We start from the raw sequence: 20,009 nt of genomic DNA, 5'->3' as shown, positions 1-20,009 counted from the left end.
AGTATCGTTCGTTTCATTCGGCATTAAGTTTTGTAATTTATATATTGCCATCAACTAATAAGGCAATAGTTATAAAACTTATGAGATACCTCCTGATCCTGATATTAATGACCGGCTTTAACTGTTTTGCGCAGGACTATAAAGCGCAAATAGATCAGTTTCGCCAGGGCTATATGAACGATTTTTTAACGGACACTCATTCGCCCTTAAAAAAGGATGACCTCAAAAACCTGCGCTTTTACGATGCCGACAGTACTTACAGGGTTACCTGTAAAATAACACTGCTGAGCAACGAAACCAATTTTATAATGCCCGTTTTTCATGGTACAGGCAGCCAGTACGTTAAATATGCCCTGCTGAAATTCACATTGCAGGGCAAACCGATGGAACTTACGGTTTACAAAAGCATCTACCTGTCGCAAAATCCAATGTTCAGCAATTATTTGTTTTTGCCTTTTACTGATGACACCAACGGGCAGGAAACTTATGGCGGCGGCCGGTACATCGATCTCAAAACAACCGATTTTAAGGAAGGCAGTCTTATTGTTGATTTTAACAAGGCTTATAACCCATATTGCGCATTCAGCCCCAATTACTCCTGCCCCAAACCGCCCGGCGAAAACAAGCTGAGTATTGCCGTAAAAGCCGGCGAAAAGCAGTTTGCGGGCGGCACCAATCATTAACCTGCTTTCATCCACATCAAAAAATGAGCAGCTTAAATATGCAAGCTTTACGTGCAGAGATGTGTTCCTGGCGACAGGAATTACACCAACACCCCGAATTTGGTTTTGAAGAAAAACAAACCGCCGCTTTCATAGCCGCCAAACTACGCGAATTTGGCATGGATGAAGTAACCGAAGGCATAGGCGGCACCGGTGTAGTTGGAACGCTAAAAAAAGGCATCGGTACAACATCCATAGCGTTGCGTGCCGATATGGATGCGCTACGCATAACCGAGCAAGGCAATTATCCATACAAATCAAAGAACGATGACGTAATGCATGCCTGCGGTCACGATGGGCATACCAGCATGCTTTTAGGCGCTGCCAAATGGCTGGCAACCGAAAGCACGTTTAACGGCACCATATATTTCATTTTTCAACCAGCCGAAGAATGGGGCCAGGGGGCGCTGGCCATGCTTAACAATGGCCTGCTTCAACGCTTTCCGTTTGATGCTGTTTATGGCCTCCACAATTGGCCGGGCTTGCCCATAGGCCATTTTGCTACCTGCGCAGGGCCGCTTATGGGTGCCGAAGACCTTTTTGAAATTACGTTAACCGGCATTGGCGGCCATGCATCCCGCCCGCATGCGGGGCGCGAAGTTTTGGTAGCCGCAAGTTCGCTGGTGATGGATTTGCAAACTATCGTTTCCCGGCGGATAAGCCCTGCCGATATAGCCGTTGTATCTGTCACCGAGTTTATTACCAATGGTACCCGCAATGCTTTGCCCGGCCAGGCAATATTAAAAGGCGACGCCCGCAGCTTTTTGCCCGAAGTGAGCCATACTATCCAAACCGAAATGAGGCGGTTGGCAGTCGGTACCGCCCTGGCTTATGATTGCATCGTCGACGTAAAATACACCCACGAATTTATCCCGCTTATTAACGATGAGCAATGCACAAAAGCTGCGTTACAAGCAGCTGCCACCGTATTTGAGTCAGATAATATTGATAGCAACATTAAACCGGTAACCGTATCTGAAGATTTCGCGCGGTTTTTAAAGCATGTTCCCGGCAATTTTGCTTTGATTGGCAATGGCGAAAAGTCGATGCCGCTGCATCATCCGGCTTATGATTTTAATGACGAAGCTTTAATTTACGGCGCTAAATATTTTAAAGCACTGGCCGAATCGGTATTAATTGCATAGATAAAGCTTGATTATAGCCATGCCACGTTAAACTTCCGGCGTATTAAAACGCGGAAGTTTAACGTGGCTATTCACTATCGCTAATTATTTAAACACAAGCTGGTTGGCCAGGTCAATCTCCTGTTGAGTTATGGTATGGGGCCTGCCAGGATATACTTTAAGGGTTACATCGGCACCAAGGTTTTTGATGATGGCAACACTTTCCTCAACCCTTGTTAAAGGTACATGCGGGTCGGGGTTACCGGTGGTGATCAGTATGGGTGTTCCGTTAAAGTTACCCTGGTAATTGTTAAGATCGAGGCCATCACCTATCAGGCCGCCGGTGAACGCTACAGCACCGCCGTATGTTTTGGCATGGCGGGTAATATAATCCAGCGTTAAACAGGCACCCTGCGAAAAACCGAGGAAATAAATTTTCTCTTCGGGGATGCCATCAGCTTTAATCTGTTGCACCAACTGGTCTATCGTATCCAGGGCCGAGTTTAAAGCCGGCTGGTTCATTTTATCGCCTGCCATAAAGCTATAGGGGTACCAGCTATTGTTAGTGGCCTGTGGGGCGCAAATAGCCATGCCCTGCACATTTAAGCTATCGGCCAGGCTGGCAATGTTTTGGGCGGTGCCGCCGCGACCGTGAATCATGACCAGAGCTGCCCCGGCTTCGGTTGCCGGGGCGCCTGTGGTTATATAATTTTTTTGATGTGTGTACATGATCAATATAATTGAGGTAATGTTTTCTCTAAAGTGCTGCGGAACCTTTCGTGTTGTGCAGGCAATTTTAAATGGGTACCCAATTCGTCAACCGGTTCGTCAACAGCAAAACCGGGATTATCGGTAGCCAATTCAAACAATACACCGCCCGGTTCGCGGAAGTACAGCGAGTAAAAATAGTTCCTGTCTATTTTATCGGTAGTGTGCAAGCCAAGGGCGGCAATTTTTTCGCGGTATTGCATCAATACTTCCTCGTTTTTAACCCTAAACGCTACGTGGTGAACCGATCCGCCGGCCACATGGCCGGCAACTTCGCCGGCAACCTCAACCAGGTCAACAATGGCTGCGTTTTCAACCGCATCGGTAATAAAGCGGTAACGGTTTACATGCTGCTCCAGCAAGCGGTAGCCAAATACGCCGGTTAAAATATCGGCAGTAGGCTGCATTTTGTTGGTAGTGATAGTTACACTGTGGAACCCTTTGGTAGCATTTTCGGCCTTTACATCGGCTGTTTCCCATGGCAAGCGGTTATCGGCAGTTTTTGAAGCTATCAATTCCAATTTTAAACCGTCGGGGTCTAAAACGGTAAGGTATGGTTCGCCAAATTTTTCAGATACTTTATTGTAGATGATATTGTTGGCATCAAAACGTTTTAGCCAAAAATCAAAACTGCCTTCAGGAACCGAGTAACCAATTTCGGTAGCCTGGCGTGCGCCCCTGCGGCCAGCAGTAATACCTTCCCAGGGGAAAAATGTAAGGATAGTACCAGGCGTACCTTCTTTATCGCCATAATATAAATGGTAAGTTTCAGGATCGTCGAAGTTTACTGTTTTTTTAACCAGGCGTAAACCAAGTACGTTGGCATAAAAATTATAATTGCGTTTGGCATTGCCTGCTATTGCTGTAATGTGGTGAATGCCGTTTACTGTATTTTCCATGATGTTGATTATTTTATGTGTTGCTGTTTTATTTACATCAAAAGTAAGGCGCTATTCGCCGGGGAAACTTGACCTACAACAAGAAATAAAAAGGCACGCATTTTTTTCCGTAGAGACGCATAATTGCGTCTCCCGCAGGATATTAAAAACATGCAAGTTCGAATCTGCATTTTGGCAACCCTGCAAATCTTAAGCCTAAACGCGGTAGACGCAATTATGCGTCTACAAAAGAAAAAAACAACAAACGAATGCGCACCCATAATTAAATTTTGCGGTTATATTTGTTCAACACCAATTGTAAATGCCCCCGGGCTGCAAAACTATATCAACCAATGGACCAACAAGAACTACGAAGCAGGGCATGGTTTGGCCGTAAAGGCAAGGATGGCTTTATTTACCGCGCCTGGATGAAAAACCAAGGCATTCCCGACTATGAATTTCAAGGCAAGCCGGTAATAGGCATCTGCAATACATGGAGCGAGCTTACCCCCTGTAACGCTCATTTTCGCGAGCTTGCCGAATCGGTAAAACGGGGCATTTTAGAGGCGGGCGGTTTCCCGGTCGAGTTCCCGGTAATGTCGCTTGGCGAAACTTTAATGAAGCCCACGGCTATGCTTTATAGAAACCTGGCAAGTATGGATGTGGAAGAATCTATCCGCGCCAACCCATTGGACGGGGTAGTATTACTTTGCGGCTGCGATAAAACAACACCATCGTTGGTAATGGGTGCCTGCAGCGTAAATATCCCCACCATCGTGGTAAGTGGCGGGCCGATGCTTACCGGCAACCACCGCGGCAAACAAATAGGTACCAGCGACGTTTGGCGCTATCATGATGATGTACGCTCGGGCAAAATCATGGAAGAGGAATTGCTCACCATCGAGGCGGCCATGTGCCGTAGCCAGGGGCATTGCGCGGTTATGGGCACAGCTTCATCCATGGCTTGTATGGTTGAGTCATTGGGCCTTTCGCTGCCGGGCAACGCAGCCATCCCTGCTGCCGATTCCAGGCGGAAAGTGTTGGCTCAGCTATCGGGCTTACGCATTGTGGAGATGGTAAAGGAAGATTTGAAACTTTCGGATATACTTACCCGGCAGGCTTTTGAAAACGCCATCATAACCAATGCCGCCATAGGCGGATCAACCAATTTTGTGATCCATTTGCTGGCAATTGCCGGCCGCATTGGCGTACCGCTCGAACTGAAGGATTTTGATCCCTTATCTAAAAACATCCCTCTAATAGCCAACCTGCAGCCTTCGGGCCAATACTTTATGGAAGATTTGTTTTATGCCGGCGGCCTGCCTGTTGTTTTAAAGGCACTGGATGGCATACTTCACCGGGATGCCATCACGGTAAACGGTAAAACCATTGCCGATAATTACAGCAATGCCGTGGGTTATAACAGCAACGTTATTACCACGGTTGATGCGCCCTTTAATACAGCCACCGGCCTGGCTATTTTGACAGGTAACCTGTGCGAGTCGGGCGCGGTTATCAAGCCATCGGCGGCCAGCGGGCATTTAATGCAGCATACAGGCAAAGCCGTAGTGTTTGAAAACATTGAAGATTTTAAAGCCCGTATTGATACCGACGAACTGGAGGTTGATGAAAGCAGCATTTTGGTATTAAAAAATGTAGGGCCGAAAGGCTATCCCGGTATGCCCGAGGTTGGCAATATGGGCATCCCTAAAAAGCTATTGGAAAAGGGAATTACAGATATGGTGCGCATATCCGACGGACGCATGAGCGGAACCGGCTTTGGCACCGTGGTATTGCACGTATCACCAGAGGCAGCGGCAGGCGGCAATTTTGCCCTGATAAAAACCGGCGACCTGATTACGCTTGATGTGCCCAACCGCACGTTAAATGTAGCTATCAGCACCGAAGAGTTTGCCGAACGAAAACGACAATACGTCCATCCGGATCCGGTTACCAATCGTGGTTATGTAAAACTGTATCTTGATCATGTGCAGCAGGCACACCTGGGGGCCGATATGGATTTCCTGGTAGGTGGTTCGGGCAGTAAGGTTTTAAGGGATTCACATTAAGTTTATATCATGAGTTTTAAAAATAAAGTAGCCATAGTTACCGGTGCAGGCCAGGGCATAGGGTTCGAAATTTGCCGCATGCTGGCCCAAAAAGGCGCTACCGTAATATTGAATGATATAGATATCGGTTTAGCAAAAAAAGCGGAAGACCTGATCAACCAAAACCACCCGGAAAGTTGTTTGGCCATGCCCGGCGATTCAAGCGACGTGGGTTTCATCAATACCATGGTAGATACTGCGATAAAGCAATACGGCCGACTGGATATTGCGATAGCCAATGCCGGCATTACCTTATATGGCGATTTTTTTGCCTACACCAAAGAAGCATTCTCCAAAGTATTGGATGTAAACCTTGGCGGCTCATTTTTCCTGGCGCAGGCGGCAGCCAAACAGATGAAGGCGCAGGCCAATGGCGGGGCAATACTTTTTACCTCGTCGGTAGTGGGGCACCAGGCGCTCAAAAGCCTTGCCGCCTATGCCATGACCAAAGCCGCTTTGGAGATGCTGGCCAAAAACCTGGTCATCGAACTTTCGCAGTACCGCATCAATGTAAATACCGTTGCGCCGGGCGCTACCTTAACCGAACGTACTATGGAAGAAGCGGACTATGAACGGGTATGGTCGAACATTACCCCCATGGGCCGGCCGGCTTATGTTACCGACATTGCCAACACGGCACTGTTTTTAGTATCCGACGAGGCCAAACACATTACCGGCCAAAGTTTAATTGTTGATGGCGGCTGGACATCGGTAAGTACTTTGCCCGATGGCATTAAATAACACAACACAATGGTACAAGTAGCAGTTAACCACGCCAGCTTTTTGGGCGAAGGGCCCGTTTGGGATTGGCGCAGTAACATTTTATACTGGGTTGATATTATGGGCGGCCATATCCACGAATACAATCCCGAAAACAAGAATTTCAGAACCATTGATGTTAAGCAGATGGTTGGCGCGGTAACTATTTGCAACGATGGGCAATTACTTGCCGCATTAAAAAACGGCCTGGCCATAGTAAACCGCGAAAGCGGTCAACCGGCATTTTTTGCTCACCCCGAAGCTCACCTCCCGCAAAATCGTTTTAACGATGGCAAGTGCGACCCGGCCGGCAGGTTCTGGATTGGATCCATGGCTGTTGACGAAACCCCGAACGCCGGGAATTTGTATATGCTGGATGGCAACCTGCAAATCACGCCCAAAATACATGGTACCACCATATCCAACGGAATGGCATGGAGCCCCGACCACAAAACTTTTTACTATATCGATACACCGACCATGAACGTGGTGGCTTATGATTTTGATGTACACAGCGGCACCATCTCCAACAAAAAAACGGTGATCACTATCAACGAAAAAGATGGTTACCCCGATGGCATGACCATTGATACCGAAGGCATGCTGTGGATTGCCCACTGGAACGGCTGGCAGGTAAGCCGCTGGAACCCGCGCACCGCAACCAAATTATTTACCCTGCCCCTCCCCGTAGCCAATGTAACCTCCTGCACATTTGGCGGCCCCAACCTAAGCGACCTGTACATCACCACCGCCCAAAAAGGCCTTACTGCCAACGAACTGATGCAGCAGCCACTTGCAGGCATGCTGTTTGTTTGGAACGATTGCGGATACCAGGGGGCGAGGGCTTTTGAGTACAAAAGCAAATGATTTGAAACACGCTAAAAACGTTTTAAAAAAATAAGCGATTTGTACAAACGAACAGGCTATGGGCTATCCGCAGCGGTGAGGATAAATCTGATGCAATTTGCACTCCGTGATATGCTGTAGTGCAAATTGTATAAAATTCTTTTTCGCCCCTCGCCCGGTACCGTAATATTTACCCGATGGGGTACGAATGGGATTAATTGCAAGTGTGTGTACCGGTACGGGATGAAACAGGGTGACACGCCCTGACACGGGGTGAAACGCCCTGAAACACCCTGGTACACCCTGGTACGGGGTGGTACACTACCAATGGTTAATATTTTTAACCCGGGAAAAATTCCGGATTGGAAATATTGCACAAGTGGTGGCGCAAAGGGTGACTGGTGATCAAAAAGCAAAGTACCGAAATAATGGTTTATTATGGTAAATGATTAAATCAGTGAATCAAAAAGCGCACGGGTAAACGCCGGACCATGTTTTTGAGTGATAAAATTTCACCAACCATGTTGTATAATGGGCTGTCATGGTGAGCCTGTCGAACCATCGCGGGCAAAGGCCTCTCCACGCAACCCTTCTACAGGCTCAGGGTGGTACGCCTGCACAATGACTTGTCATGCTGACGAAGGAAGCTATTAACGAACTCTTCTACCACCCGAAAACAAAGAAAATAATTGCATCCTTACCTACCGAACATTTTTGTCTTGATTCTTGACTCTTGATTCTTAACGTCTTTTCCCGCCGTTGCCTGCGGCCCGCGCTTTACACTCATACTACACAGGCCTTAGCCGCCTGGCCGGTATCCGTTTCAATCGCTAACGGGGGTTGCGGGAATTGAGGGGTTGGGGGTTACAACAAAATTGTGATTTGCGTGTGAGGCACATGTGAGATGTGTGCGCCAGCTTCGGGGTTAGAGTCCACAACAAGATTTGTGATTTGCGTGTGAGGCACATATGAGATGTGTGCGCCTGCTTCGGGTTAACCGTACGTAAACATAGCAATTTAGCTAAACTTTAATTGAATTACTGGCATAACGCTATTATTAAAATAGCTCAATAGATTTGTATATTTGTATACCATGATAAGAAATATCCATATAGATGAACTATTTCCAAAGCATCTGTTTTGGGATGTGGATATGTCATGCCTCGACATTGATAATGATCGCGATCTCATTATTCCAAGAGCATTAATGGCAACCACGCCATTAACATTTACAAATGATATTGCTAAACTTGAAGTGCTTTATCCCAAAGCAGTTATCGCTCGCGAACTAAAAACCACAAAGGAAAGGGTTAGTAATCAAATTTGTCGCTTAGTTGCAAGACGTTATCACGTTAAACAATTCGCCCGTTTTTCTAAATGAAAGCCGTTTCCGATAGCCTACTTGAAACTATTCTTGAACTTCAACAACTTCCTTCCCTATCTTCAAGCAGCCTGGGTGGTGGAACGAACCTGGCAATTCGTTACGGTCATCGCAGATCCTACGATATAGATCTATTCTTTCCAGGCATCATTGGAAAACGGGGTTATGAGCTTATCAAAGAAGAAGTAATTGCTTTTTACGGTAATGACGTTTTCGCTATAGACTATCCATGTGATGAAGATGACCAGCTTTTATTTCAACGTTTTTTTGTCCGTAAAGGCGAAACGGCTATTAAGGTAGAAATACTGCAGAATATGCAAACGCATCTCGAACCTGAAATTATTAATGGCGTCAAGTTGATGAATGTATATGACATTGCGTCATTAAAATTAATGAGTGCTTCCAATAGAGCTAATCATAAAGATATCTATGATTTGGATTATCTTACAGATCATATAGTACTCGACGAATTGATGGCTTTACTTAAAACCAGGCAACAAACTTACAATCAACAAGAGCATCAAAATATTTTCGATCAGGATGGCGAGTTTAGTCCCATCGATAATCCGGATTTGTTATTAAAGTTTGAAGAGCCGATGAAAGGCAGTTCTTCGCGGCCTGGCCACTCCAATCCTCGTGTCGACTTTATTGAGGGAGGAAAGAATTGGGCAGTAGCAAGAAGTAGCTGGAGGCGCAAAGTCAGAGCATATTTTAGGAGTATAGATAAGGACTTTCCAAGCGCACAACCCTCGTGATAACACATTATTCGCACTCATTACCAAATGCAGTTCCCTGGGTAGGTTTTTTTTTAAGAGTGGTGAGTAATAATGAAAAGTCGGCCTTAAGCGATGGGTACTTTTTTGCCAGTCGCTTTAACTCCTTTTCAAACTTAGGAATAAATTTTACCCTATAACTCATTTAGCAAATCATCGGCGTTACGGGCTTCTAACTTACCTGCCAAAACCAGGTTCAATTCGTCAACGGCCTCTTTAACGCCTTCCAATACTTTAGCTTTATAAGGCGTAAGGGGTTTTGTCTTTACGTAAGGCAAATCGTTAAGTAACGCCAATAGCGCAGCTGCCTTACTTTCTTTAACTTCCAATACAAACTTCATAATAACAAAAATACAATATTATTACTGCTGTTACTTATATAACAAGAATATAAAAAGCACTTATTTCCCCAGCCCCACTTACAGAATATCACATATCCGTCTTGATTCTTAACGTCTTTTCCCGCCGTTGCCTGCGGCCCGCGCTTTACACTCATACTACACAGGCCTTAGCCACCTGGCCGGTATCCGTTTCAATCGCTAACGGGGGTTGCGGGAATTGAGGGGTTGGGGGTTACAACAAAATTGTGATTTGCGTGTGAGGCACATGTGAGATGTGTGCGCCAGCTTCGGGGTTCCTAACGAATTTAGCGAAGTAACAAACTTAAGCGTGAAGCCTTAGCAATTGATTGGCAAGTAAATGGTTTTTTGTAGATAATGTAATAATTTAAGGCCATTTCGTTACCGAATATTTCTCCAGGCGAACAATTGCCATATCCAAAATTTTTAGCAAAATTTACATACCGTTACTTATCACGGTTTGCTACATGGAAAAAACGCTACTTGACTGGGATTTTATCAGCTGGGAAGATTTTGAAACTCTAACCGTTTACCTTGCTCAAGACTTTTTTAAAAAGCCTTTTTTCGAAAAATACCTTAGGCCCGGCAATAAACAGCGCGGAATAGATATACGGGACACCAATCCGGATACAAACCAACCAATTTATCTTCAGTGCAAGCATGAAAAATTAAACACAAATAAACTGGAAACACTACTTGAAAAGTTTACTAAAGAGCCTCAGTGGGAAAAGCCATGCCAGTTTATTTTAGCTACTACATGCAATCTGCAAACAGAAGAAATTCAATTATTTATTGATAAGCAAAAACAGTTGCTGAGCAACCAGTTGGAAATTGATTGGTTTGTATGGGATGTGCATTTTCTTGAACAAGAACTGCGCAAACAGTTTCGGCTCGTCCAACGCTATTTTAGTCTCGAAGTTGCACGTCGTCATTGTCTGCCACCAAATGCTCAACTTATAGAGTACAATCCTTACCCTAACTTTATTCCCCGAAAAGTGAGCCTTTCAGCAACGTGGGGAGCACCCAAAAATCCATATGGCATAAGAGAGCCTCAAGATACATTTACACTCATGGAACTGTTATCTGACCCTGTAGCATCAACAACTCAAATATGTCTGATAGCCGACGCTTATGAAGGGAAATCGATTCTTTTAGATCAAACTGCTTATGAGCTGACACAAAGCGAATCCCGCCTTGTTCCACTTTTAATTCGTTTAAAAAATACGGCTATTGAGCCTATTGAATCTTTACTGGAAAATACATTTGATGGTTGGTTATCTATTCCGTCCCAGCAGTTAGTAATTATTATCGATGGTTTAGATGAAGTTCCCGGAGACCGTTTCATTGATGTAGTAAATAATCTCAATGTTTTTGTTCGCCGCTACAGCCATATACGTTTATTATTTGCATGCCGCAAACTATTTTACAATCAATATGAACTTCCTAAACGCCTTACAGGTATACGATTTTACGAGCTTGAGCCGCTTAATATGCGTCAAACCAATGAATATCTTCAGCAACATTTAGGTAGCAGAACAGATGAATTTTATAAAGGGATCAGGCGACTGGATTTAGAGCCATTTTTAGCCTATCCATTCTACCTTTTGAATTTAGTAAAATGGTACTCAGAAGGAGTATCATCTATGCCTGGTAGCAAGATCGATGTTGTTAATCGTTTTATCACTGAGTCTTTAGATACGTCAGCACAACGCCGTTTGTCAGCAGGAGTTGACCTAGACCAGCGCCGGGATCGTTATAAAAGACTAATCCGTCAATTCGCGCTGGCGTTACAACTTTCCGGTACTAACGCCTTGCACTATGAAACTCTCCAGCAATTATTTGAACCAGCTGACTTAGAATTGTTACAAGCCGGCTCCATACTGTCCATAGAGGATCGATTCTGGTCGTTTAGTAATGCAATATATCAAGAACAATTAGCGGCATTAGCGCTTAAGGACTATCCTACAGATACCATTGTGGGAATTGTCTCTATCGGTAAAAAACTTCGAAAAATACGTCTTAAATGGGTGCAAACCTTAGCTTCTTATATATCGCTACTACCTGAAGAAGACCCAGGCCGTGAAGCCGTTATCCAATTGATAGAGCAAGATAATATTGAATTACTTACTGTTAGTGACGGTAGCAAGTTCAGTACCGAATTCAGGCTTGACGTATTTCGCAAAATATTTGAAAAATACATTCGAATGAGTGCAAGGCCAATATTGGCAAGTGACACTATGCTGGGTGCATTTTCTCGCAATGATGCTGCAATCATTTCTTATTTATTTGAACTTCTGCAAAATGATATTCCCGAGGCACTTAAAGTCACGGTTTGTCGAACACTATCTAATATTAGATTAAGCAGGCGACAAACTATTGAGTATGGAGAAATTGCTTTTAACCAGTTGCAATCACTTTTAAACCCATACTATGCTGAACTCCTAATGGATCATATGGGTTTACAACGTTTGGGTTCTGCGGAATTTACTGAATTAATATTTAGCCGAAAAGATATGCTTCAATTACAGGAGTATCGTGATGGCGTTTACAAATATCTGACTGCTCATGAAGAGGTAGACCGTTATTATGATTTCGGACTGGAAGGGCTCAAAGTTTTGTATTTACACAATAAGGATACCAATCATTTTGGGTCTGAGCTAGATTTGCAGGATTTTTTGCTTTCAACTAAAGATCCTAAAAATTTAAAGAAGCTGTTTGGGGAACTTTCAGAAAGTGGCTGGCAGGAATTTTATCAGTATAAAGCCAGCGAAACCACACGATTTTTGAACCGGTTGACTAATATTGCTATAGATTGTTATTATAAAGATTCTTCCATACTAGCAGATATTGTAAAATTTGTACTGGCTCTTGGCCGTAATCATCTTAAGGAAGAATTTAGAAATATTGACCGATTCTTTTTTGAAACCGGTACTAATAGGGAGGCTTTAATAATATATCTTGATCTGGATCGGCAGAGGCTTTATAGCTGGGAATTAGCCGACCTGATTACACCTGATTGTTTTTCATTACTTATCGATTATGTAAATAACAAAAGGCTCACGAAGGATGATTTAAGGTCATTTATCGGTGGTCTTTATTATCGCAGAAAGCACACTGAAGCGAAAGAATTGCAAACCTTAACTGATGATACATTTGGAAAAGAGCCGATAAATGAAAACTCGCCCGCAAATCTTTGGCATCGCGCAGAGGAAAGTCGCAAATTAAATGACCAACGTTATATTCAGTCAGTAGATGCGTTTCGTGAGGGGATTGTTAAATATTTTCAGGCTTTTGGAAGGCAGGAAATTGAGGAGGACGAGCTTTATTTAGAGCCTGAAGATAAACCCAACCTTATTGATGTTGATTCTTATTTTGTCCAGAGCTATCTCCGAAGAAGCAGGGAAGAAGAGCAGCGAATTTATCTTAGCGAAGTTCTTAGGCTATTGGGGGGGCCGAAAGATTTTTTCTATTGGCGGGCGGAAAAATTGCTACACTATGAATTTAAGGGGCTCTCAGATGATTCTATTTTACTTACAATTTTAGAAGAATATTATAATGAACATATAAGCCATGCTGTATTTGAAAATGCCTATTACTTCGATGAGTCTGGTCAACCAATGAGGAAACGAATGGAATATCAGCTTTGTGAAATCTGGAAAAAGCACAGTTTTAAAACTCCTGATGAAATCTTGTTAGAAATGACTTGGATGGAAATAGGTGGAATACGCGGTGTTGAACACGACCAGCTTAACAAACGTACTTCACTTTCTGAATTATTGCTGGAACATTTTGCTGACCGACCAGCATTACTCGCCGAACGTATTATTGCCCATCTTAGATTGGAAATTAGCCATGATAATGTTTTGGCCTCTCATATTGGATTTTGCAAATATTTGAAATTGTACGAATCGGTAACAACGATTTTGGATATAATATTGATCGATCGTTTTGACCATTATTTTCAATACCAGGCAATTGATGTATATGTTGCACTTGATGGGGATAAGCGTAATTTATTGGATTATCTAGTCGATTTTAAAGATTATAACGATTACGTTTTTATTCATTTAATTAAACTTTTACGTGCTGATTTTCCTAATGAGGTAACCCAATTAATGTTACCTGCGATTAATTACATTAATACCTCACCAGAACGTAAAATGGACTTAGCTCAACAGCTATCAAACAGCGGAGTCATAGAAGGTTTTGATTATATCATAACTGAATTGGAAAAACGAAGTGTTGCACCACTTCATATACAGCATTCAACCATAATATGGCAAGTGGATACCTTGACCGCTTTAAATCGATTAAAAGCGGTTGCTCATATGCTTGTTGATCCTGCGTTTGATCATAATCAATTTTGGGAATCACCTAAACAGTTTATTATAGAACTATTGTTCGGCTTCTCAAAGAAAGGAGAGGATGATTTGCTGCTGGTGGAAGATTTTATGCATCGAACCGCGGAGCAATTTTTATCTGATTTTCCGGTGCAGTCAGCTCATCTTTTATGGCACGCGGAAAGAGCAATAGATCAATTTCGGGAAAGTCAGCAAGCTGGTTTTTCAGTATCATTCATACGGCAATTATTGAAAGAGCAAATTGCATAAACTATGCTACAAACCAAATGAGATACAAACCCTTGCTCTCTTTTGGTTATTCAATATAACCTTTACTAAAGATCCTCAGTAAAACAGATTATCAACTATTTATTCCCTCGAAGCAAATCAGTTACATATTTAACGATAGTTATCTATTTATTATCAATTATCTAATAGGTGTCTACTAAAAAATCTTAGTAATTTATAGTTTGAAAGTTCTTTATAGTTAGATCTTCCCTCGCTACCGCAAGGGCCCTTGTGGTCCGCATGCTAAGTATACGCCATGCATAGCCACCATGCACAGCCCGGAGATTGCTTCGTACCTCGCAATGACATGGTGGAGATAGGCACCGTTAAAACCTTGTCCGCCTATCCAACCACACCCAACTCAACCGGGCGAACGGAGACCGCACAAAACAAAAGGCCGCATTAACCGCGGCCTTTGGATGCAAGCTGAAATGAAATTTTTCGCCCTCGCCTTTTTAACTGTTATTGGTTGTAAAAAATGTCCTGTTGTTATTGTTTATTGCTTTGGAAGAATGGTTACAATTACTCTTTTGTACCGGGTTAGCCGGGGCGTTCCTTTATCGGTAACCTTCAAAATGAAGTGAGTAGTTTGGCGACTACTTACCTCCGGCGCTTTTAGTTCCGGAATGACAGACATGTTTTCTGCCGGAGTAACCGCTATTGTATCATGCAACGTTCCCGCTTCCCGGTACTGAAACCAGTGAAAACTCAGGGCATCTCCATCAGGATCATAGGATGCACTGCCGTCAAGACTAAATGTCTCGCCGGATTTTACCGTAAGCTGTTCGGGCATATTGAGTTTGGCAACCGGTGGGTGATTGGCAGCTTTATAATCCGTATTGCACCAGGCCATTCTTGCCGCAAAATCATGCTGGATTTCTTCTCTCCATCTCCAAATGGTTACATGGTTGTCTTTGTATGTGCCTGTGTCTTTTACAATGGCACGCCCCCATTTGCCCTGTACCCAGGGTGTATATTCGTCTTCGGCATTTGTCCAAAATGGTCTCGTCTCTTCTTCCAGCGGAACAATCCATTTCAGCTTGGGGTCAAAGGGCGGTTTGTAAAATTCATAACGTCCGCCCCAACCTCCCCAGTTTGGATGCTCGGGGTTGTTCAGTCCATTGGGAATCAGCGAGAGCCAGGACGGGGTATCACCTTCCATGCCAAAAGACACATCCGGATAGATTGCCCCCAGCGGCCCATGTCCCTGCTGGATATTTCGCATAAGCCAATCATTGCTCACAACTTCGTTGTTGGCGCCGGGAAATACCCTCAAGATGGCCGACCATGTAGCCGCATAATAATTTCCCGGGCTTGCGATGTAGAACAGGCCGGGGAAATTCCTGCGTATCCATGGCCCCGAATTATCCTGGTCCGAAATCGTGTATACCCTGAGCTTGCTTATCAACCTTTTTGCTTCCCCTTCGCTTTTAGTCTCCCTGATTTTCCAGAGTGCCTGCGCCAGTACATTCGGGCCGCCCCAAACAGTCACCCATAAAGGGCGGCTGTCATTCTTTTCAAGCATTTTGATCACCCAGTCCGACCCTTCCGAATCTTTGCCTTTTCCTACGCCTTCCATCCCATAAACCGGAAGACCTTTTTTTACCAGGCTTAATAATTTTTGCGCTGTTGGAAATCCGGGTTCGTGTTTTAGAAGATTAGGTTGCACCTTCTCATAACTACGAATAACTTTTTCAATGAGTTGCGGGCTAACTTTTTTTGATTGATGAATGGATGTTGAAGCGATGAGCCCTTCGATGTCGATTTGATTTGTGTATAGCATTAACCGGACCATCGACATAAAATCATCAGGCTCGTTTCCGATGTCGGTAATTACAATCAGGCGATGTTTGGCAATTGTTTGTGCAGAAGCCGTAATCTGTGTTGCCAGTATAATACTTAATACAACTTGCGCAACCAGCATTAGTTTTGTTTTCATTATTTCCCTCCTCTATTTCCCCACGCTAAACACATAACTCCCGGATGCCAGTTCATAAACAGCCTTCCCATCGGCATACTTTAAAAATTTGATGCCTTTTGCTTTTGCAGCGGGTTTGCCGCTTTCGGTTACCGCCGAAGCTGACGGAGCGGGCAAGTATAAAGTAGCTTTGGTATTTGCCGGTACGGTTGCGGTATAAGTTAGGGTATTCCCTGCCGTTTTCCAGCTGCTGTTTATCCTGCCGTAGGGCGAATCGTAGTAGCCTTTGGCGTAGGTCATCTGGCCGGTTGGGTCGGGCTCGGGTTGCAGGATAAAGTTTTTAAAACCAACCTCGCCGCGCTGGATGCCCAGTGAGTAGGCCATCATCCACTGGCCAATGGCACCAAAGGAATAATGGTTAAAGGAGTTCATGCTGTTGTTGCCGCCAAAGCCGTTTTCAACCGTGTAACCATTCAAACGTTCCCATATGGTGGTTGCACCCTGGTCAATGGCGTATAGCCATGAGGGGTAATGGTTGTTTTGCAGCACCTTGTAGGCAAGGTCGGTATGCCCGTAATCGGATAGCGATTTGCTGATCCAGGCCGTACCGATAAAGCCGGTCATGAGGGAGTATTTAGGGCGGGTAATACCGCCATCGTCCTTGTTTTCGCGTTCTACAACTGCCTGCAGGTTCTTGGCCATATAAGGAATGTTCTCGTCGTTAAAAACCCCTAACGACAAACCGACAGCATATGCAGTTTGTATATCGGCTACTTTAAATTCCTGTTTGGTACCCGGCGGGTCAAACGCTCCACGACCAACAAGTCCCATCGCTTTTTTATCGGCATTAATAAAGGTTTTGTTAAAAAAGGCTTTGCGCTCAAGATACCTTTCCTGGTATTTTACAGCGTCGTCGGGCTTGTTTAAAGCGATGGCAACCTTTACCATAATACCCAGGTCGAAAATATGGTAAGCCGTTACCAGGTAATCGGTACCCAGCTGGTTATTTTGAGGACCAAGCCAATCGCCTAATTGCGAATCGGAACTGAGGCCTGTTTTTTTGCTGATGGTGGAGTCGATAAAGCTCATGTACCTGGCCATGGCCGGGTAATGCTCTTTCAACAAGGCTACATCCTCATATTGCTGATATGCTTCCCAGGGGATAGTAATACCCGCGCTGCCCCAGAGTACGCCGCCAAAGCCGCCGCCCACGGGAGCAATATCCGTAAATTTTCCGTTGGGCATTTGCAAATCGCGCAGAGCAAAAAGGTGCCGCCTCAAAAACTGGTCGCTGTTGGACAGGTAGGTAGCCGTACGCGAAAAAATACTGATATCGCCCGACCAGCCCATGCGCTCGTTACGCTGCGGGCAATCGGTAGGGATGGTTAAAAAGTTATCGATATTTGACCAGGTAAGGTTCGACCACAACTTGTTTACTTTAGGGTTCGAAGTCACGTAGTCGGCCGTTAGCTTGTGGATAGAGCTCATGGCTAACCCCTGCACGGCGCTTAACGGCAGCGGTTCATCAACCCCGGTAACTTCAATATATTGATACCCGTGCGATGTAAAGTGCGGCTGAAACGTTTGCCCGCCATCCTTCATGGTATACACATCCTGGCTCAGGGCCCCGCGGTAATTCTCGGTCATGATCATCCCCACATTCTTACCCGATTCTTTGAGGGCCGGGTATAAAACTTCGGCATAACGCAACAATAACTTTTTACCGGCCTTGCCATTTTTGATATAGATTTTGGGCACGCCCACCATATTTTGCCCCATGTTGTACACATACACGCCTTTGCGTACTTCTTGCATACTTTGTGCGGTAAGTGTTTTGTAAATGCCGGCGGGCTGGCCAATTTGTCCAATCAGCGATAGCTTATCGTAATTAAGATCGTCCTTATGACCAAAAAAGTCATAGGATATACCCGAATAGGCGGTACCGTCTACCGGTACCTTAACCGCTTTTTGCCATGCGTTATCGTTATAATTAACGGTGCTCCAGTTGCTGATACCGGTTTCTAATGATGCATCATAAACTTCGCCCATATCCAGGCTGCTGTAAACTATGGGCCCTTTGTTGTAATATTTCCAATCCTTATCGTTGGTAGTAATTACTTTTTTTGAACCATCGGTGTATTTAATCACCAGCTTGGCTAAAAGCGATTGCCTGTCGCCAAAGTGGTTCCAGATGGTGCCGTAGCTTAACAAACCGCTCCACCAGCCTTCGCCCAGCATAGCGCCTATGGCGTTTTGCCCGTTGTTTACCATGGTGGTAACGTCATAGGTTTGGTACAGGTGGGTAATGTTGTATTGCGTTAAACCGGGATTGTAGTAATCGTTACCTACGCGTTTGCCATTCAGGTAAACTTCGTAAATACCACGAGCGGTAACATACAGGCGGGCGCTTGCAATTTTTTTGCTGTTTGTTTCAAATTGGGTACGTAGCATGGGCATGGAGTTATGGCTTGGGTCGGCCACCGCAAAAACACCCTGGCTACCGCCCGAAACCAGGAAGCGGTTGTTTTTTATACTGATGTCACCGCTGCCTATGAAAGATTTATAAATACCCGCATAATTTTGTGCCGACAAGTCCTCTTTAAACAAGGTATTTCCCGGTTTGCGCGCGTTGGATACCTCCAGCCCCGAAAATGCGGCCTGCTGCCCGGCATCCACGGCATAACCAATATCGCAAAGCAAACCGAACGAGATTACATCACGCGCGCCCAGCGGGTTAAGGGTTATTACCGCCCGGTGCGGCCCGCGGGGCGGAAAAACAGGCTGGGCGGCGGCAGGGGTTTTATCATTATCTACCAGGAAATCATAGTCGCCGTCTACGCTAAAGGTTAAAGTGCCCATTTCGTTATTGATTGCAAAACGGTGCTCTTTGTTTTTATTGCCTTCGTTAATTACGCTTGTTTTAATATCAAACGATTTAAGTACACGTGTAGCGGTATCATTGCCGGTATAACCGCTACGGTATATGTTAATTTTGGCGTTACCCGTACCGGCGCTGCCCACCTTTGAAATATCCAGCTCGATTTTAAAATAACTCTCGTCCTTTTTATTCTCAACCTGGAAAATATTTTTGTTTTTATCCATTAACCGGGCATCATTGGCACCCATGATGATGCTTGCACGGGTGCTGCCGGGCGCAATGGCCAGTTTGTAATTCATATTAAAAACAGGCAGGTATTTGGAGTATAAAACCAAATCGTTGTTGCCGCCGCCAATCCAGGTGGCGCCATCCCAGGCCGATAATTTAGGGTTGGGATCCATTAAGCCCGTTTCAAACCAGGATGTATTGGTTAACATGGCACCTGTTTGGTCCCAAACGGTAACTTTCCAGGTGTAACGGGTGGCAGCTCTAAGCTTTTTGCCCGCATATTCAATACCCGATGATTTGCTGCTGTTTATCTTCCCGCTGTTCCAAACGGGTTTGCCTGCGCCATCTTTTACTTCAAGCTGGTACGATAGCTGCACATAGCCCCTTGCCCCTGCCGGTGCTTTCATTTGCCAGCTAAAGCGCGGTGTTTCCACATCAATACCGATGGGTTTATCTGTATACTCTACCTGCAGGTTATCAACGCCGGCCGCGGGATTGGCCTTTAACGGCACGGCCAATGCGGCTGCATTATTAACAGGATAAATGAAAAAAAACAAGGCGAAAACAAGCGTAATACTTTTAACAGCGAACAGGCAACTCTTTTTCATGAAGGGGTATAAGTTATACTAAGGTTAATAA

14 protein-coding genes are annotated in these 20,009 nt (G+C 44.6%); 8 read left to right on the top strand and 6 right to left on the bottom strand.

Annotated elements, in window-relative coordinates; all coding sequences use genetic code 11:
• Positions 1–80 precede the first annotated feature (80 nt).
• Positions 81–683, top strand: coding sequence for a DUF1684 domain-containing protein (locus PQ469_RS03515; protein WP_274211753.1), 603 nt, complete (start codon positions 81–83; stop codon positions 681–683).
• Positions 684–706: 23 nt separating this feature from the next.
• A complete protein-coding gene (locus tag PQ469_RS03510) occupies positions 707–1,867 on the top strand; it encodes a M20 aminoacylase family protein (RefSeq protein ID WP_274211752.1) in 1,161 nt (386 codons plus the stop codon).
• Positions 1,868–1,951: 84 nt separating this feature from the next.
• Here PQ469_RS03510 and PQ469_RS03505 read toward each other — a convergent pair whose 3' ends face one another.
• Positions 1,952–2,575, bottom strand: coding sequence for an alpha/beta hydrolase (locus PQ469_RS03505; protein WP_274211751.1), 624 nt, complete (start codon positions 2,573–2,575; stop codon positions 1,952–1,954).
• A gap of 2 nt (positions 2,576–2,577) precedes the next feature.
• Positions 2,578–3,513 carry a ring-cleaving dioxygenase gene (locus PQ469_RS03500; RefSeq protein WP_274211750.1) on the bottom strand — a complete coding sequence of 312 codons (936 nt, stop codon included), beginning with the start codon at positions 3,511–3,513 and terminating at the stop codon, positions 2,578–2,580.
• Between the two features lie 332 nt (positions 3,514–3,845).
• Between PQ469_RS03500 and PQ469_RS03495 the strand changes: the two genes are divergently transcribed.
• The 5 genes from PQ469_RS03495 to PQ469_RS03475 all read left to right on the top strand — a co-directional run bounded on the left by PQ469_RS03495 (position 3,846) and on the right by PQ469_RS03475 (position 9,341).
• The gene (locus tag PQ469_RS03495; RefSeq protein ID WP_274211749.1) at positions 3,846–5,561 is read left to right on the top strand and encodes an IlvD/Edd family dehydratase; all 1,716 of its coding nucleotides are present in this window, start codon (positions 3,846–3,848) and stop codon (positions 5,559–5,561) included.
• A 9-nt stretch (positions 5,562–5,570) separates the two neighbouring features.
• The gene (locus PQ469_RS03490; protein ID WP_274211748.1) at positions 5,571–6,341 is read left to right on the top strand and encodes an SDR family NAD(P)-dependent oxidoreductase; all 771 of its coding nucleotides are present in this window, start codon (positions 5,571–5,573) and stop codon (positions 6,339–6,341) included.
• A 9-nt stretch (positions 6,342–6,350) separates the two neighbouring features.
• A complete protein-coding gene (locus PQ469_RS03485) occupies positions 6,351–7,226 on the top strand; it encodes an SMP-30/gluconolactonase/LRE family protein (RefSeq protein WP_274211747.1) in 876 nt (291 codons plus the stop codon).
• Between the two features lie 1,072 nt (positions 7,227–8,298).
• Positions 8,299–8,586 carry a DUF6922 domain-containing protein gene (locus tag PQ469_RS03480; RefSeq protein WP_274211746.1) on the top strand — a complete coding sequence of 96 codons (288 nt, stop codon included), beginning with the start codon at positions 8,299–8,301 and terminating at the stop codon, positions 8,584–8,586.
• Positions 8,583–9,341, top strand: coding sequence for a nucleotidyl transferase AbiEii/AbiGii toxin family protein (locus tag PQ469_RS03475; protein WP_274211745.1), 759 nt, complete (start codon positions 8,583–8,585; stop codon positions 9,339–9,341). Before PQ469_RS03480 ends, PQ469_RS03475 begins: the two co-directional genes overlap by 4 nt.
• Positions 9,342–9,348: 7 nt before the next feature.
• On the opposite strand, the gene PQ469_RS03470 is transcribed toward PQ469_RS03475, so the two are convergent.
• Both PQ469_RS03470 and PQ469_RS03465 read right to left on the bottom strand, forming a co-directional pair.
• The gene (locus tag PQ469_RS03470) at positions 9,349–9,504 is read right to left on the bottom strand and encodes a hypothetical protein (protein WP_274211744.1); all 156 of its coding nucleotides are present in this window, start codon (positions 9,502–9,504) and stop codon (positions 9,349–9,351) included.
• Complete coding sequence (locus tag PQ469_RS03465; RefSeq protein ID WP_090642664.1) at positions 9,494–9,700, bottom strand: hypothetical protein; 207 nt, start codon at positions 9,698–9,700, stop codon at positions 9,494–9,496. Before PQ469_RS03465 ends, PQ469_RS03470 begins: the two co-directional genes overlap by 11 nt.
• A gap of 485 nt (positions 9,701–10,185) precedes the next feature.
• Between PQ469_RS03465 and PQ469_RS03460 the strand changes: the two genes are divergently transcribed.
• Positions 10,186–14,328 (top strand): NACHT domain-containing protein, encoded by a 4,143-nt coding sequence (locus tag PQ469_RS03460; protein ID WP_274211743.1) that lies wholly within the window; start codon positions 10,186–10,188, stop codon positions 14,326–14,328.
• 514 nt (positions 14,329–14,842) lie between these two features.
• On the opposite strand, the gene PQ469_RS03455 is transcribed toward PQ469_RS03460, so the two are convergent.
• Together PQ469_RS03455 and PQ469_RS03450 are read right to left on the bottom strand one after the other, a co-directional pair.
• Positions 14,843–16,285 carry a DUF1593 domain-containing protein gene (locus PQ469_RS03455; protein WP_274211742.1) on the bottom strand — a complete coding sequence of 481 codons (1,443 nt, stop codon included), beginning with the start codon at positions 16,283–16,285 and terminating at the stop codon, positions 14,843–14,845.
• A gap of 12 nt (positions 16,286–16,297) precedes the next feature.
• The gene (locus PQ469_RS03450) at positions 16,298–19,978 is read right to left on the bottom strand and encodes an alpha-L-rhamnosidase (protein ID WP_274211741.1); all 3,681 of its coding nucleotides are present in this window, start codon (positions 19,976–19,978) and stop codon (positions 16,298–16,300) included.
• Positions 19,979–20,009 lie beyond the last annotated feature (31 nt).

Origin of the sequence: Mucilaginibacter sp. KACC 22773 (assembly GCF_028736215.1) — a bacterium.
Taxonomy (GTDB): Bacteria; Bacteroidota; Bacteroidia; order Sphingobacteriales; family Sphingobacteriaceae; genus Mucilaginibacter.
The sequence above is the reverse complement of the archived record's forward strand: the minus strand, read 5'-3'. Positions and strand labels throughout refer to the sequence as shown.

Excerpts from the sequence above, each read along its gene's own strand:
- PQ469_RS03500 (WP_274211750.1), bottom strand. The coding sequence starts at position 3,513 with ATGGAAAATACAGTAAACGGCATTCACCACATTACAGCAATAGCAGGC.
- PQ469_RS03490 (WP_274211748.1), top strand. The coding sequence starts at position 5,571 with ATGAGTTTTAAAAATAAAGTAGCCATAGTTACCGGTGCAGGCCAGGGC.
- PQ469_RS03480 (WP_274211746.1), top strand. The coding sequence starts at position 8,299 with ATGATAAGAAATATCCATATAGATGAACTATTTCCAAAGCATCTGTTT.
- PQ469_RS03505 (WP_274211751.1), bottom strand. The coding sequence starts at position 2,575 with ATGTACACACATCAAAAAAATTATATAACCACAGGCGCCCCGGCAACC.
- PQ469_RS03515 (WP_274211753.1), top strand. The coding sequence starts at position 81 with ATGAGATACCTCCTGATCCTGATATTAATGACCGGCTTTAACTGTTTT.
- PQ469_RS03455 (WP_274211742.1), bottom strand. The coding sequence starts at position 16,285 with ATGAAAACAAAACTAATGCTGGTTGCGCAAGTTGTATTAAGTATTATA.
- PQ469_RS03495 (WP_274211749.1), top strand. The coding sequence starts at position 3,846 with ATGGACCAACAAGAACTACGAAGCAGGGCATGGTTTGGCCGTAAAGGC.
- PQ469_RS03475 (WP_274211745.1), top strand. The coding sequence starts at position 8,583 with ATGAAAGCCGTTTCCGATAGCCTACTTGAAACTATTCTTGAACTTCAA.
- PQ469_RS03470 (WP_274211744.1), bottom strand. The coding sequence starts at position 9,504 with ATGAGTTATAGGGTAAAATTTATTCCTAAGTTTGAAAAGGAGTTAAAG.
- PQ469_RS03460 (WP_274211743.1), top strand. The coding sequence starts at position 10,186 with ATGGAAAAAACGCTACTTGACTGGGATTTTATCAGCTGGGAAGATTTT.
- PQ469_RS03510 (WP_274211752.1), top strand. The coding sequence starts at position 707 with ATGAGCAGCTTAAATATGCAAGCTTTACGTGCAGAGATGTGTTCCTGG.
- PQ469_RS03465 (WP_090642664.1), bottom strand. The coding sequence starts at position 9,700 with ATGAAGTTTGTATTGGAAGTTAAAGAAAGTAAGGCAGCTGCGCTATTG.
- PQ469_RS03450 (WP_274211741.1), bottom strand. The coding sequence starts at position 19,978 with ATGAAAAAGAGTTGCCTGTTCGCTGTTAAAAGTATTACGCTTGTTTTC.
- PQ469_RS03485 (WP_274211747.1), top strand. The coding sequence starts at position 6,351 with ATGGTACAAGTAGCAGTTAACCACGCCAGCTTTTTGGGCGAAGGGCCC.